This is a genomic window from Streptomyces sp. NPDC048254, assembly GCF_043201895.1.
Classification (GTDB): domain Bacteria; phylum Actinomycetota; class Actinomycetes; order Streptomycetales; family Streptomycetaceae; genus Streptomyces.
Window position 1 is genome coordinate 36,630 of sequence record NZ_JBICZJ010000014.1, and the last position, 13,376, is coordinate 50,005.

Sequence of the window (13,376 nt, forward strand, 5' to 3'; positions counted from 1 at the left end):
GCCGTCACCGCAATGCCCCCAGCGGATCGTCCAGCACCGGCTGCCAGGCCAACTCGGCGGCTCCCACCAGGCTGTTGTGGCTCAGCGTGCACGGCAGGATCGGTACGCCACCGCTCTGGCCCCACAGGCTGCGGTCGGCGACGACGGCACGCAGCCGCTCGGGGTCGGCGTCCAGCAGGGTGCGGTGCAGACCGCCGAGGATGATGCGGTCGGGGTTCAGGATGTTGACCAGGCCGGCCAGGCCCAGGCCGAGGCGGTCGATCAGGGCCTCGGCGGCCCTGCGCACGGCCGGGTCGGTGTAGTGGTCGCGGACCAGGTCCTCGGCCTGCCGGAGCAGCGACACCTCGGGGCCGGGTTCGCGGCCCGCCTCGACGAGCAGCGCCAGCGGATCCGCCTCGACGTCCAGGCAGCCCCGGCTGCCGCAGTGGCAGGGGCGGCCCTCGGGGTTGACGGTGAGGTGGCCGACCTCCAGGGCCAGCCCCGAACTCCCCGTGTGCAGACGGCCGTCGAGGACCAGCGCGCCGCCGACGCCCCGGTGCCCGGTGGCCACGCACAGCAGATCGCGGGCGCCCCGGCCCGCGCCGTGCCGGTGCTCGGCGAGCGCGGCGAGGTTCACGTCGTTGCCCGCGAAGGCCGGCCCGGTGATCCCGGCCGCGCGCACGCACTCCGCGAAGATCCGGCGCACCGGCGCGCCCACCGGCCAGGCCAGGTGGAGTGGGTTGAGGGCGAGGCCCTCCGGTTCGGCGACGGCGGACGGCACGGCGAGACCGGCGCCGACACAGCGCAGGCCGGTGCTGCGCAGCAGGTCGGCGCCCGCCTCCACCACTGAGCCGAGCACCTTCGCCGGGTCGGCGTCGACGGCCTCGCAGCCCGGGGCGGTGGCGACGATCCGGCCGCCCAGGCCGACCAGCGCGGCACGGAAGCCGTCGGCGTGGACCTGTGCGGCGAGGGCGACGGGACCGTGCTCGGCGACCTCGAGGCGGTGCGAGGGGCGGCCCTGCGAACCGGCCGCGGCGCCGGGGTGCGCGTCGACCGTGATCAGGCCGAGCGCCTCCAGCTCGGCGGCGACGGCACCGGCCGTGGCCCGGGTGACGCCGAGTTCCGCGGTGAGTACGGCGCGGGTGGGGGCGCGGCCGGTGTGCACGAGTTCCAGTGCGGGGCCGAGTGCACCGCGTCCTCGGTCCAACCGGGGTTTCGAGGTTCCGTTCCCCGTCACGCCGGGGGCCGCCTTTCCGCTCATGAGAGGGAGTCTGCCATGATCCGTAGTCCTGAACGGTGCCGGTGCGTTGTGGCTGGTCGCGCCCACGCGGCGGAGCCGCATGTCGACACAGTCCCGCGCCCCTTCGGGGGCGCTTCAGCCGGGGCGCGTCACAGTCCACTGACCCTCAGCGTGACGTTCAGGCGGCCGGTCAGGCCCAGCTCCGCCGGTCCCGTGCCCGGGTACACCCTCGGCACCCCGTGATAGGCGAGCCGCGACTCTCCCCCGAAGACGAACAGGTCGCCCGAGCGCAGTTCCACGTCCGTGTACGGCTTCGCCCTGGTCTCCGTGTTGCCGAAGCGGAACAGGCAGGTGTCCCCCAGGCTCAGCGACACCACCGGCGCGTCCGACTTCTCGTCGGCGTCCCGGTGCATGCCCATCCTCGCGTCGGCGTCGTAGAAATTGATCAGTGCGATGTCGTACGACAATCCGCCCACCGCCGGTGGGCCCAGCGCGTCGGTCACCGCGCGGCGGGCCAGTTCGTCGAGCCAGGCCGGGAAGGGCTTGACGGGGCTGCGGTCGCCGTCGACGACGGTGCGGGCGTAGGCGTACGGGTACCAGTGCCAGCCCAGGCAGACCTGGCGGGCGGTCATGGTGCCGCCTTGCGGAGTGCGGACCGTGCGCAGTCCGGCGGGTGGCCGGGCCCACTGCCGGCAGGCGTCCAGCAGCTCACGCTGCCGCCCCGCGCTCAGCCAGCCGGGGACGTGCACGGCGCCCGGCGCGACCTGGGCGCACGCCCTCGGGAACAACTCGTCCTCCATGCCCCCATCCTGCCCGACCGGGTCTGAGCTGCGGCTCCGCTAGCCTGGACGCACGATGAGCGACCGTATGACGACTGCGTGGGGCGAGTGCGAGCTGTCCCGCTTCCCCGAGGATCCGAGCGACCGGCTGCGTGCCTGGGACGCCTCCGACGCGTATCTGCTGAGGCATCTGGCCGAGGAACGGACCGGGCTGTCCGGCACGGTCGTGGTCCTCGGCGACCGCTGGGGCGCGCTGGTCACCGCGCTGGCGGAACACCGGCCGACGCAGATCACCGACTCGTACCTGAGCCAGGAGGCGACCCGGGCGAACCTGGCGCGCGCGGGTGTCGAGACGGGTGCGGTGCAGCTGCTCACCACCCAGGACCCGCCGCCGGAGCGGGTGGACGTGCTGCTGGTGCGGGTGCCGAAGAGCCTGGCGCTGCTGGAGGACCAGCTGCTGAGGCTGGCGCCCGCCGTGCACGCGGACACGGTCGTGATCGGCACCGGCATGGTGAAGGAGATCCACACGTCGACGCTGCGGCTGTTCGAGCGGATCATCGGCCCGACCCGCACCTCGCTGGCCGAGCAGAAGGCCCGGCTGATCCACTGCGTCCCGGACCCGTCGCTTCGGCGGCCGGTGAATCCGTGGCCGTACAGCTACGAGCTCCCGGACGGGATCGGCACGGTCTCCGGGCGTACGGTCGTCAATCACGCGGGGGTTTTCTGCGCGGACCGGCTCGACATCGGTACCCGGTTCTTCCTGCGGCATCTGCCCGAGGGCGGGCGCCGGATCGTGGACCTGGGGTGCGGCAACGGGGTCGTCGGGACGGCGGTGGCGCTGGCCGATCCGACGGCCGAGGTGCTGTTCGTCGACGAGTCGTTCCAGGCGGTGGCCTCGGCGGAGGCCACCTACAAGGCCAACGGGGTGCCCGGGCACGCCGAGTTCCGGGTCGGGGACGGGCTGGCCGGGGTGGCGGCCGGGAGCGTGGACGTGGTGCTGAACAACCCGCCGTTCCACTCCCACCAGGCGACCACCGACGCCACGGCATGGCGGATGTTCACCGGGGCGAAGCAGGCGCTGCGACCGGGCGGCGAGCTTTGGGTGGTGGGCAACCGCCACCTGGGCTATCACGTGAAGCTGCGCCGACTGTTCGGCAACAGCCAACTGGTGGCGAGCGACCCGAAGTTCGTGGTGCTGAAGGCGGTCAAGCGGGGGTAGTGCCCAGGACGCCGATGATCCTCGTGACCTCCCGGGCCATCGCCTCCCTGCCGACGCTGAGGTACTTGCGGGAGTCGACCGCCTCGGGGTGGTCCGCGAGGAAGCGGCGGATCGCGGCGGTCATCGCCATGTTGAGCGCCGTGCCGACGTTGACCTTGGCGATGCCGCCGGCGACCGCAGCGACCAGGCCGTCGTCCGGGACTCCGGAGGAGCCGTGCAGGACGAGCGGTACGGGCACGGCGGCGGACAGGCGGGTGAGGAGGCCGTGGTCGAGGGCCGCGGTGCGGGTGGTCATGGCGTGCGCGCTGCCGATGGCCACGGCCAACGCGTCGACACCGGTGCCGGCGACGAAGGCCCGGGCCTCCCCGGGATCGGTGCGGGCGCCGGGCGCGTGCGCGTCCACCGGCGGGCGGCCGTCCTTGCCGCCGACCTCGCCCAACTCGGCCTCGATCCACAGGCCTTGGTTATGCGCCCAGTCGACGGCCGCGGCGGTCGCGGCGAGGTTCTCGGCGTACGGCAGCCGGGAGGCGTCGTACATCACGGAGCTGAAGCCGGCCCCGGGTGCCTGCCGGAGCAGCTTGTCGCTCTGGACGTGGTCGAGGTGCAACGCGACGGGCACGCGGGCGCGTTCGGCGGCGGCGGTGGCGGCGCGGGCGAGCGGGAGCAGCCGTCCGTAGCGGAACTTGACGGCGTTCTCGCTGACTTGGAGGACCACGGGCGATCCGGCCGCCTCGGCGCCGGTGACGACGGCCTCCACGTGCTCCAGGGTGATGACGTTGAACGCGGCGACGGCGGACCGGGCCCCGGCGGCCCGGGTCAGCAGCTCGCCGGTGGCTGCGAGGGGCACGGTCACGCCTCCCCGGACGGGTCGAGGATCACCGAGCGGGTGAGGTGGCGTGGCCGGTCGGGGTCGAGGCCCCGGGCGGCGGCGACGGCGACCGCGAGGCGCTGGGCGCGGACGAGTTCGGCGAGCGGGTCGAGGGTGCCCTCGATCCACGACCCTCCGGTGGCGCGGACCTGTTCGGCGAGTCCGGCGGGTGCCGGGCCGAGCGTCCAGGTGGCCGTGGAGCGGGTGGTGATGCTGATCGGGCCGTGCCGGTACTCCATCGCCGGGTAGGCCTCGGTCCAGGACAGCGAGGCCTCGCGCATCTTCAGCCCGGCCTCGTTGGCGAGTCCGACGGTCCAGCCGCGCCCCAGGAAGGTGAACTGTGTGCACTCGACGAGCCCTGTCGGCAAGGGAGTCGAGAGCGCGCTGCGGGCGTCGGCGACCACCGCGTCGGTGTGCAGGCCGAGGTGGGCGCGCAGCAGGGTGAGGGCGCTGGTCGCGAACCGGGTCTGGACGACGGAGCGTTCGTCGGCGAAGTCCAGGACGACGAGATCGTCGGCGGCCCGCGGCACGGGGGTGTCGGGGTCGGCGGTGATCGCGGCGGTGCGCACGCGCCCCTTCAACCGCCCCAGCAGTTCGAGTACTTCGGTGGTGGTACCGGACCGGGTCAGGGCGAGCACCCGGTCGTAGGAGCGCCCGTGCGGGAACTCCGAGGCGGGGAAGGCGTCCGTCTCGCCCTGCCCCGCGGACTCGCGCAGTGCGGCCGCCGCCTGGGCCATGAAGTACGAGGTGCCGCATCCGACGATCGCGACCCGTTCCCCCGCCGCCGGCAGCGCCCCCGCGTGCCGTCCGGCCTCCTCCGCGGCACGTGTCCAGCACTCGGGCTGGCTGTACAGCTCGTCCTCGACATGCGTCATGCCGCACCCTCCCCGGATTTGACTGTTCTTGCAAGATAGAGGCAGCTTTCAAGCACAATCAAGCATTCGGCCGAAGGCGGAGTGGGTTAGGGTCGCCGGGAGATCGAGGAACGGAGGCGGCGGATGTCGCGCGACGCCCGCTGGAAGGCGCTGCTTGAGCTGCTCGTCGAGCGCGGCCGGCTGGAGGTCGAGGAGGCGGCGGCCGAGCTGTCGGTGTCGGCGGCGACGATCCGCCGGGACCTCGACCAGCTCGCCGAGCAGCAGATGCTGGTGCGCACCCGGGGCGGGGCGGTGGTGCACGGGGTGTCGTACGAGCTGCCGTTGCGCTACAAGACCGCCCGGCGGGCCTCGGAGAAGCAGCGGATCGCCAAGGCGGTGGCCGAACTGGTCGCGCCGGGCGAGGCGGTGGGGCTGACCGGCGGGACGACCACCACGGAGGTGGCCCGCGCCCTGGCCGTGCGCGACGATCTCGCCACCGGCACGCCGGCGCTGACGGTCGTCACGAACGCGCTCAACATCGCCAACGAGCTGGCCGTGCGGCCCCAGTTCAAGATCGTGGTGACGGGCGGGGTGGCGCGCCCGCAGTCGTACGAGCTCATCGGGCCGCTCGCGGACGGTGTGCCGGGTCAGATCACCCTCGATGTGGCGGTGCTCGGAGTGGTCGCCTTCGACGTCGCGCACGGGGCCGCGGCCCATGACGAGGCGGAGGCGGCGATCAACCGGCTGCTGTGCGAGCGCGCCACCCGCGTGATCGTCGCCGCCGACTCCAGCAAGCTGGGCGGGCGGGCGTTCGCCCGGATCTGCGCGGCGGAGCTGGTGGACACGCTGGTGACGGACGCGGCGGCGGCGCCGGAGGCGGTACGCCCGTTCGAGGAGGCGGGGATCCGGGTCATGACCGTGTGACCGGTCGCGGAACCTGTCGGACACCGCCGGTGCCCGCGCTGGGTCACATACCGCTGGTGTCCGCGCTGACGAAGCCCGCGCCCCGCTGGTCGTTGCAGCCGAACACGGGCCGGTCGGCCGGGTCGGGCCAGCTCTGGTGGGCCTGGAGGGCGACGCTCACCAGGGTCAGCAGCAGATCGACGTCGCTCGCGGCGTCGAGTCGTATCGTCACCCACTGCGAGCCCGGGACGATACGGATCGCCCCCGTGCTCTTGAGGTCCTTGGCGAAGTGCCGGATGGCATGGGTGGTGAGACGCAGGTCCACATCGCGCTCGGAGTGGAAGTGCGCGATCTCGCCCTGCGACGAACTCACGGCCTCCCCCAGACCACAGCTCGGTACCGCCTGGGTCAGGTCGGGCCAGGTCGCCAGTTGCGCAAGAGCGCGCGAGGCCAACGTCATGGGGCCATCATGGACCGCTCACTCTCCGGTAACCAACCAGCGAGCAGTTATTAACCGGGCTGTTGCCGGACTCTGTGCGAACGCAGACCCCTGGAACGAGTGAATATCCGCAGGATTTCAGCAGTTGGAGGGACGGAAGGTACCTATCGGACCTCTGGGACGGGCGTGGCCAACGTCACGTTTTACGCACGCCTGACGCCGGTCGCCGCGAACGCGTCGGCGGCCGCGAGGTCGAAGTCCCCGTGGTCGCTGCCGAGGCCCTGGGCGACCAGTGCCGCCACGGCGTTGCCGAGCACGACGGACTCCTGCGGGCTGCGGCCCAGCCCGATGCCGTAGACGAAGCCGGCGGAGAAGGCGTCGCCGCAGCCCGTGGTGTCCACCACGTCGATCTCGAAGGCGGGGACGGCCTCGGCGCCCTCCGCGGTGACCAGCAGCGCGCCGTCAACGCCGCGGGTGACCGCGACCAGCCCGGCCCCGGCACCGACCAGCTTCTTCGCGCCGGTCACCAGATCGTCCTCGCCGGAGAAGCCCAGCACCTGGTCGTCGTTGGGGAGGAGGTGGTCGACGTACGGCAGGGCCGCCGCGATCTGCTCGAAGCTCCCGAGCGCACCGGGCGCGAGGAGGTCCACGGAGGTCGTCACACCGTGCTCCTTGGCGAAGTGCAGGATGCGCGCGGCGGCCTCGACGCCGATCAACTCCGGTCCGCCGAGGTGGAGATGGCGGGCCTCGGCGAGAGCGTCCCAGGGCACGTCGTCGACGCCGTAGGTGATGTTGGCGCCGAGCAGATGGAGGGAGGGCCGGTCGCCGTTGGGGCGGATGGGCAGCACGCTCGCCGAGGTGGCGGTGTCGGAACGGCGGACGAGGAACCCGGTGTCGATACCGGCCTTGGCCAGCAGCTGCACGAGCATGTCGCCGGTCGCGTCGGCGCCGATGGCCCCGGCGCTCTGCACGGTGGCACCGAGCTTGGCCAGGCTGAGCGCGGTGCCACCGGCGGTCCCGGCGGCCGTCATCCTGATGTCCTCGACCAGCGTGGCGCCCTGTCCCTCGGGTATCGCGTCCACCGGCCGCACCAGCACGTCCAGCACATGCACGCCCATCGTGACGACCCTCATGGCTTGCCCTCCTCCAGGGATTGGGTGGTGCCGTAGTTGCGTGCGATCGCGGCCTCGATCACCGCGCGTTGCTGCTGCTCGTCGAGGACGCGGGGCGTTCCGATCGCCGCCGCGTGCTGGTAGACACCGCAGGCCCATTCGAGCAACAGGGCGTTCTCGACGGCCTGGTCGAGGGTCGCGCCGAGGGTGACCGACCCGTGGTTGGCCAGCAGTGCGGCGCTGCGGCCGTCGAGCGCGGTGAGGACCGACTCGGCGAGTTCCGGGGTGCCGAAGGTGGCGTACGGCGCCACCCGCACGGTGCCGCCGAGAGCGAGCAACTGATAGTGGATACAGGGCAGTTCGTCGAGCACACAGGAGAGGGCGGTGGCCATCGGCGCGTGGGTGTGGACGACCGCGCCGGCGCCGTGGCGCCGGTGGATCCCGAGATGCAGGTCGAGCTCGGAGGTGGGTCGCAGGGTCCCGGCGACGGCCTTTCCGTCGAGGTCAACCACTGTTACCTGGTCCGCGGTGAGTTGGGCGAGCACCGCCCCGGTCGCGGTGACCGCGACCCGGTCCCCCACCCGCACGCTGACGTTGCCCGCCGTGCCGATGAGCAGGCCCGCCGCTCCCAGCCGACGACAGGCATCCGCCACCGCGGCCCGCTCCTGGACCAGGGCGGAGCTTGAGTCCGTCATGGCCGCGACGGTAACGTAAACCTGAACCAAAGTCACGTTCAGATTCAGGAGCCGTGGGTGACCGAGCCGACCACCGAAGAGACCGGGGTCGTCCTGCGCCGGACACCCCAACAGGCCCGCAGCAAGGCCCGGTTGGCACGAGTACTGAAAGCCGCGGAGCGCGTTCTGGTCGCCGAGGGCGTGCAGGCGCTGACCACGACCCGGGTCGCGGCGGAGGCCAAGGTGTCGGTCGGCTCGCTGTACCAGTACCTGCCCGACCGGGACGCGATCATCGACGCGCTGGCGGCGACGTACTTCTCCCGGCTCGAAGAGGTGATGGACGACCTCGTCCGCACCGCGGCCGCCGAGCACTGGGACGACCCGGTGGGCGTGCTCATCGACGGCTTCGCCGCGCTCTACCGCGCCGAACACGGCTTCCGGGCCCTGTGGTTCGGCAACGGCCTGACCGACCGGACCCGCGAGGCGGACCGCGAGCACAAGCGCCGGATGGCCGACGGGGTGCGCCGGACCCTGCTCGCGCTCGGGGTCGTGGGCGACACGGAGGCGCTCGGCCGGGCCTGCCAGGCCGCCGTCCTCGCCGCCGACGCCCTCGCCCAGGAGGCCTTCCGCCGCGACCCCGAGGGCGACACGGCCCTCCTCGACGACGCGAAGCTGATGCTGCGCGGCTACCTGGCGGCGATCACGGAACACCACGGGACCGCCTGAACGGGTACGACCGACGGGGCACGCCGGCCACACCCGAAGGCCGGCCGTACCCGAAGGCCGGCCGTACCCGAAGAGAAGGCCTAGCTCGCCGGCGAACCCTTGGCGGGGCCGGCGGCGCACAGGGCGTGGTCGACGAGGGTGCCCGTGGCACGGTTGAGGGCGGCCAGGTCCGGCGGTGCGGTCGTGGTGGTGAGCGAGATCGTCACCGCGCGCCTGCCGTCCGCGCTCACCGCGGGACGGGTGTTGACGCCCGCCCCGTCGCCCTCGTGGGCGTAGTAGAAACCGCCACAGGAGAGCGGGATCTTGCGCAGCCCGAGCCCGTAGGTGCCCTCGGGCATCTCCGCCACGTCCTCCGGGTCGTCGGTCCGCTCGACGGTCTGCCGCATCTCGCGCCACTGCGCGGCGGGCAGCAGTTTCCCGCCCGCCAGCGCCCGGAAGAAGGTGTTCAGGTCGGCGGTGGTGCTCACCACACCGGAGTCCGCGGTGTGCTGGAGACTGTGCTCGGTGACGTCGAGACGCCTGCCGTCGGCGCCGGTCAGATACACGTTCACATGCGGGTCGGGCAGCCGCGGATCAAGCCCGGGCACGGAGGTGTCCCGCAGTCCCAGCCGGGCGATCACCCGGCGCTCGACCAGTTCGTCCCAGGGCGCGCCGCCGGCCTTCTCCGCGATCATCCCGGCCAGCAGGTAGTTGGTGTTGGAGTACGCCCACCGAGTGGCCCCGCCCGGCTGGGGCACGAAGGCCGGCGGGTGCTTCGTCGCCACCGCCACCAGGTCGGCGGCGGGCGTGGTGTCGTAGCGGTTCTCGTCGAAGTGGTTGATCAGCCGGTCCTGGATCTCCGGGTCGTCGACGTAGTCGTACAGGCCGCTGGTCTGGCGGAGCAGGTCGCGGACGGTGATCCGGCCGCCGTCGTTGCCGTTGCCCGCGACGACCCCCGGCAGCCAGTGCTCCACGGTGTCGTCCAGCGACAGCCGCTTCTCCGCCGCGAGTTGCAGGACCACGGTCGCCACGAACGTCTTCGTCGTGCTCGCCGCCCGGAAGTGCGCGTTCCACGGGATCGGGGCCGGGGAGCCGGCGGTCCGGGTGCCGATGCGCGCCATGAGCGGTGCGCCGTCCGGTCCGTCGACCCTGGCCAGCACGTTCACGTCGCCGCCCCCGGCCTTCCGCACCGCCGCCAGGTCCCGCCGGAGCGGGTCCTCGCCGTAGGAGTGCCCCGGCACCGGGTGCCCGGCGGTGGCGGCGGTCGCGGCCGTGGGTGCCGCCAGCGCGAGCAGCGCTGCGGTCAGTACGGCGGCCCTGGTCTTCCTCGACGGCGGCATCTTCATGGTCGAATCCCCCGGTGCTGTGGGTCCTGTGCGGTGGCGATCACCAGCCAACCGGATCCGCGAGCGCCTGAGGATGGGGCTGTCCTCCGAATGAGGGGTGTACATAGCCCCCGTAGGAGCCGCTCCCGCATGGCACCGGAACCGGTCACCCGGAACACGGCGGCCGCCACAACGACCGACGCTCCCCTTGCGGCACTCCGGCACACCCTCCTACGCTGATTTTGTGCCGCTAATAAACAAAACCCGTTCGCACACCGTCGTGCCGGGAAGCACCGCCGCCCTCACCCGCCTCCGTGTCGCCATCACCGCGCTCTTCGCCGTGGACGGCTTCGTCTTCGCCGGCTGGGTGGTCCGGATCCCCGACATCAAGCACCAGACCCATGCCTCGGTCGGCGCGCTGGGGCTCGCGCTGCTCGGCGTCTCGGCCGGCGCCGTGATCACCATGACCCTCACGGGCCGGCTCTGCCGCCGGTACGGCAGCCACCCGGTGACGCTGGTCTGCGCGACCCTGCTCGCACTGAGCGTCGCGCTGCCCCCGCTCACCCACTCGGTGGCGGCACTCGGCGCCGTACTGCTCGTGTTCGGCGCCGCTTACGGCGGTCTGAACGTCGCCTTCAACAGCGCGGCCGTCGACCTGATCGCCGCTCTGGGCCGCCCGATCATGCCGAGTTTCCATGCGTCGTTCAGCCTGGGCGGCATGATCGGGGCGGGGCTGGGCGGCCTGGTCGCCGGCTCTCTCTCCCCCACCCGCCACCTGCTCGCCCTCACCGTGATCGGCCTGCTGGTCACGGCCGCCACCGCTCCGACGCTACTGCGGTACGACACCCCGGTGCCCCGCGCCGAGCGGCACACCGACGCCGCCCCGCGCCGCCTGGACACCCGTACCCGCCGCATGGTGATCGTCTTCGGCCTGATCGCCCTGTGCACGGCGTACGGCGAGGGGGCGATGGCCGACTGGGGCGCGCTCCATCTCCGGCAGGACCTGGATGCCTCGCCAGGTCTCGCGGCGGCCGGTTACACGTGTTTCGCGCTGGCCATGACGGTCGGCAGGGCCAGCGGAACGAGGCTGCTGGAGCGGCTCGGACGGTCCAGGACCGTGGTCTTCGGCGGCGGGACGGCTGCGGCCGGCATGCTCCTCGGTTCCCTCGCCCCCTGGACCTGGGCGACGCTGCTCGGCTTCGCGATCACGGGGCTGGGGCTGGCCAACCTGTTCCCGGTGGCGGTGGAACGAGCGGGTGCGCTGGCCGGTCCGTCGGGCGTCGCCACGGCGTCCACGTTCGGGTACGGCGGCATGCTGCTGGGGCCGCCGGCGATCGGTTTCATCGCTGACTGGACGTCACTGTCGACGGCGCTGACGAGCGTGGCGGTACTGGCGGGGATCGCCACGCTGATCGGCGCGACGAGCAAGTGACGGACCGGGGACGCCGGGCTGTCGTGGTGAGGCGCCCGCTCCTCAGTCCAGCAGGCCCGGTTCCCATACCGATTCCAGCAGGCCGGACAGTCGCGCCGTGTCGGCTGCCGTCCAGCCCGGTGGCTGCGTGATCTCCACCCACGCGGAAGTCGGCATCGTGCCGTAGCGGTGGCCGAATCCGTCCGGCACGCTGTCCGCGCCGGCCAGGTCGCAGGCCACCTGCCAGAACGTGAGCAGCGGGTACCAGCGCATCGCCGGTGAGACGTCCCGGGCGCGCGGACGCTCCAGCCAGTCCGGCTGGTGGAAGGCGAGCCCGGGTGACCACCAGACGACCGGGTCGGAGCCGTTCTGGAGGTAGACCGCGCGGGGCTCTCCCCAGGGCGCAGGCGGGATGCCGTAGTCCGCCGGCACCTGCGCGAAGCGCACCTGCGCACCGTCGTCGACCACCGGCCGCCACTCGGTGCTGCCCGGCCGCCGTTCCGCGGTGACCCTCTTCCACAGGGGGTTGTCGTAGGTCGGCCCGACGAACAGCGCGCCGTCGGTCTTCGCGGTGAGCGTGGCCAGGGAGCCGTCGAGGGCGGACTCCATGGAGAAGGAGCCGAGGCTCTCGCCGTAGACGAGGAGCTGGGGGCGGGAGTCCGCCGGGAGGGTCCGCCACTTGGCGTAGACGGCGTCGAAGAGGGCGCGCCCGGTGTCGGCGGCCTCGTCCTCGGTGAGCGCGGAGACCCAGCTGGGCAGGTAGGAGTACTGCATGGCGACCTCGGCGGTGTCGCCGCCCCACATGTACTCCAGGGGTTTGCTGCCCTGGTCGTTGATCCAGCCGGTGCCGGTGGTGCCCAGCACCGCGAGGATCTTCCGGGAGAAGCCGCCGGTGCGTTCGAGTTCGCGTACGGCGAGGGCGGCGCGTTCGTCGAGGGTGTCGGCCGTGCGCAGGCCCACGTAGACGCGTACCGGGTCCTTGGCCGGCCGGCCGGTGAAGGCGGTGATGTCGGCGCGGGTGGTGGCCCTGCCGACGAAGTCGCGGCCCCGGGCGCCGAGGGTGTCCCAGTGGGCGGCGGACCGGGGAGTGCCGGAGAGGGTGGGCAGGCCGGGCTGGTGGACGCCCTCGGTGGTGCCCTGGTCGGCGAGGGACGCACCGCTCTCGATCGCGTCCAGCGCCCCGCGCAGCAGGAAGCCCTGGACGACGCCGACGATCACGAACACGACGACGGCGACCCCGGTGGCGTACGCGACCGGGCGCGGGACGTGGACGCCGAGCGGGCGGGCGACGAGGCGGGTGCCGAGCCGTACCGTACGGCCGATCAGGAGCAGTGCCGTGCCGACGATCACGGCGACGACCGGGACCAGCGCCCACTGCCACCAGACCACCTGCGGGGGCAGGTTGACCGCGCGCCGGACCTCGCCCTGCCAGTGGACGCTCCAGGCGGTGACGGCGACGACCGCGGCCGTCCCGAGGGCCCCGAGGGCCGCCCAGAGGATCCTGCGGACGCGCGGACGGATCCGGAAGCCGGCCCAGCGGAGCAGCAACCGGGCGAGTGTCTCCAGTAGTGCGCCGACGGCGTATCCGACGACCGCCGAGACGCCGGCGACGAGTCCCTGGAGCCACCAGGCACGCGGGAGCAGGGACGGGGTGAGGGACAGGCAGTAGCACAGGACCGCCACGGCGGTTCCGCACCAGCACGGCCGCCGCCGCACCACCCGGTCGGAGCCCGCGTGCCGGCGCACCCGTTCCGTCATCCGCCGGGTCCAGTCCCTCGTACGATTCAGAGTCCTGCCCGCAACACCCACTTGGCCACCTCGGCACCACGATCGGCCACCGCGCCCACCGCCGCATCCGGGCGATCCCC

At 72.8% G+C, this 13,376-nt stretch carries 13 protein-coding genes; 4 read left to right on the forward strand and 9 right to left on the reverse strand.

Features of this window, described 5'->3' with window-relative positions; all coding sequences use genetic code 11:
• Positions 1-4: 4 nt before the first annotated feature.
• Positions 5-1,240, reverse strand: a complete 1,236-nt coding sequence (locus ACGFZQ_RS33465; RefSeq protein WP_351742651.1) for an ROK family protein — start codon at positions 1,238-1,240, stop codon at positions 5-7.
• 128 nt (positions 1,241-1,368) lie between these two features.
• On the reverse strand, positions 1,369-2,019 hold the full coding sequence (locus ACGFZQ_RS33470; protein WP_351742648.1) for an alpha-ketoglutarate-dependent dioxygenase AlkB: 651 nt from the start codon (positions 2,017-2,019) through the stop codon (positions 1,369-1,371).
• A gap of 67 nt (positions 2,020-2,086) precedes the next feature.
• On the opposite strand from ACGFZQ_RS33470, the gene ACGFZQ_RS33475 reads away from it, so the two are divergent.
• Entirely contained in the window at positions 2,087-3,217 is a 1,131-nt protein-coding gene (locus ACGFZQ_RS33475) for a methyltransferase (protein ID WP_393843483.1), read from the forward strand.
• Here ACGFZQ_RS33475 and ACGFZQ_RS33480 read toward each other — a convergent pair.
• Both ACGFZQ_RS33480 and ACGFZQ_RS33485 read right to left on the reverse strand, forming a co-directional pair.
• Positions 3,204-4,064: a ketose-bisphosphate aldolase gene (locus tag ACGFZQ_RS33480; RefSeq protein ID WP_393843484.1), complete on the reverse strand. Its 861-nt coding sequence runs from the start codon at positions 4,062-4,064 to the stop codon at positions 3,204-3,206. The two genes, ACGFZQ_RS33475 and ACGFZQ_RS33480, sit on opposite strands and share 14 nt — an antisense overlap.
• 2 nt (positions 4,065-4,066) lie before the next feature.
• Positions 4,067-4,960, reverse strand: a complete 894-nt coding sequence (locus ACGFZQ_RS33485) for an SIS domain-containing protein (protein ID WP_393843485.1) — start codon at positions 4,958-4,960, stop codon at positions 4,067-4,069.
• A gap of 123 nt (positions 4,961-5,083) precedes the next feature.
• On the opposite strand from ACGFZQ_RS33485, the gene ACGFZQ_RS33490 reads away from it, so the two are divergent.
• Complete coding sequence (locus ACGFZQ_RS33490; protein WP_393843486.1) at positions 5,084-5,863, forward strand: DeoR/GlpR family DNA-binding transcription regulator; 780 nt, start codon at positions 5,084-5,086, stop codon at positions 5,861-5,863.
• Between the two features lie 43 nt (positions 5,864-5,906).
• Here the strand turns inward: ACGFZQ_RS33490 and ACGFZQ_RS33495 are convergent, their stop codons facing one another.
• The 3 genes from ACGFZQ_RS33495 to ACGFZQ_RS33505 form a co-directional block, all read right to left on the reverse strand.
• Positions 5,907-6,302 (reverse strand): luciferase family protein, encoded by a 396-nt coding sequence (locus ACGFZQ_RS33495; RefSeq protein WP_393843487.1) that lies wholly within the window; start codon positions 6,300-6,302, stop codon positions 5,907-5,909.
• A 182-nt stretch (positions 6,303-6,484) separates the two neighbouring features.
• A complete protein-coding gene (locus ACGFZQ_RS33500) occupies positions 6,485-7,414 on the reverse strand; it encodes a carbohydrate kinase family protein (RefSeq protein WP_393843488.1) in 930 nt (309 codons plus the stop codon).
• On the reverse strand, positions 7,411-8,088 hold the full coding sequence (locus ACGFZQ_RS33505; protein ID WP_393843489.1) for a class II aldolase/adducin family protein: 678 nt from the start codon (positions 8,086-8,088) through the stop codon (positions 7,411-7,413). The genes ACGFZQ_RS33500 and ACGFZQ_RS33505 overlap by 4 nt, the downstream gene beginning before the upstream one ends.
• A gap of 57 nt (positions 8,089-8,145) precedes the next feature.
• Between ACGFZQ_RS33505 and ACGFZQ_RS33510 the strand changes: the two genes are divergently transcribed.
• The gene (locus tag ACGFZQ_RS33510) at positions 8,146-8,793 is read left to right on the forward strand and encodes a TetR family transcriptional regulator (RefSeq protein ID WP_393843490.1); all 648 of its coding nucleotides are present in this window, start codon (positions 8,146-8,148) and stop codon (positions 8,791-8,793) included.
• Positions 8,794-8,873: 80 nt separating this feature from the next.
• Here the strand turns inward: ACGFZQ_RS33510 and ACGFZQ_RS33515 are convergent, their stop codons facing one another.
• Positions 8,874-10,118, reverse strand: a complete 1,245-nt coding sequence (locus tag ACGFZQ_RS33515; protein WP_393843491.1) for a serine hydrolase domain-containing protein — start codon at positions 10,116-10,118, stop codon at positions 8,874-8,876.
• Between the two features lie 259 nt (positions 10,119-10,377).
• Between ACGFZQ_RS33515 and ACGFZQ_RS33520 the strand changes: the two genes are divergently transcribed.
• The gene (locus ACGFZQ_RS33520) at positions 10,378-11,529 is read left to right on the forward strand and encodes an MFS transporter (protein ID WP_393843492.1); all 1,152 of its coding nucleotides are present in this window, start codon (positions 10,378-10,380) and stop codon (positions 11,527-11,529) included.
• A 42-nt stretch (positions 11,530-11,571) separates the two neighbouring features.
• Here ACGFZQ_RS33520 and ACGFZQ_RS33525 read toward each other — a convergent pair whose 3' ends face one another.
• Positions 11,572-13,266, reverse strand: coding sequence for an alpha/beta hydrolase (locus ACGFZQ_RS33525; protein ID WP_393843493.1), 1,695 nt, complete (start codon positions 13,264-13,266; stop codon positions 11,572-11,574).
• Between the last annotated feature and the right edge of the window lie 110 nt (positions 13,267-13,376).

Coding starts and splice junctions, on each gene's coding strand:
- ACGFZQ_RS33465 (WP_351742651.1), bottom strand. CDS start 1,240: ATGAGCGGAAAGGCGGCCCCCGGCGTGACGGGGAACGGAACCTCGAAA.
- ACGFZQ_RS33470 (WP_351742648.1), bottom strand. CDS start 2,019: ATGGAGGACGAGTTGTTCCCGAGGGCGTGCGCCCAGGTCGCGCCGGGC.
- ACGFZQ_RS33475 (WP_393843483.1), top strand. CDS start 2,087: ATGACGACTGCGTGGGGCGAGTGCGAGCTGTCCCGCTTCCCCGAGGAT.
- ACGFZQ_RS33485 (WP_393843485.1), bottom strand. CDS start 4,960: ATGACGCATGTCGAGGACGAGCTGTACAGCCAGCCCGAGTGCTGGACA.
- ACGFZQ_RS33490 (WP_393843486.1), top strand. CDS start 5,084: ATGTCGCGCGACGCCCGCTGGAAGGCGCTGCTTGAGCTGCTCGTCGAG.
- ACGFZQ_RS33495 (WP_393843487.1), bottom strand. CDS start 6,302: ATGACGTTGGCCTCGCGCGCTCTTGCGCAACTGGCGACCTGGCCCGAC.
- ACGFZQ_RS33500 (WP_393843488.1), bottom strand. CDS start 7,414: ATGAGGGTCGTCACGATGGGCGTGCATGTGCTGGACGTGCTGGTGCGG.
- ACGFZQ_RS33505 (WP_393843489.1), bottom strand. CDS start 8,088: ATGACGGACTCAAGCTCCGCCCTGGTCCAGGAGCGGGCCGCGGTGGCG.
- ACGFZQ_RS33515 (WP_393843491.1), bottom strand. CDS start 10,118: ATGAAGATGCCGCCGTCGAGGAAGACCAGGGCCGCCGTACTGACCGCA.
- ACGFZQ_RS33525 (WP_393843493.1), bottom strand. CDS start 13,266: ATGACGGAACGGGTGCGCCGGCACGCGGGCTCCGACCGGGTGGTGCGG.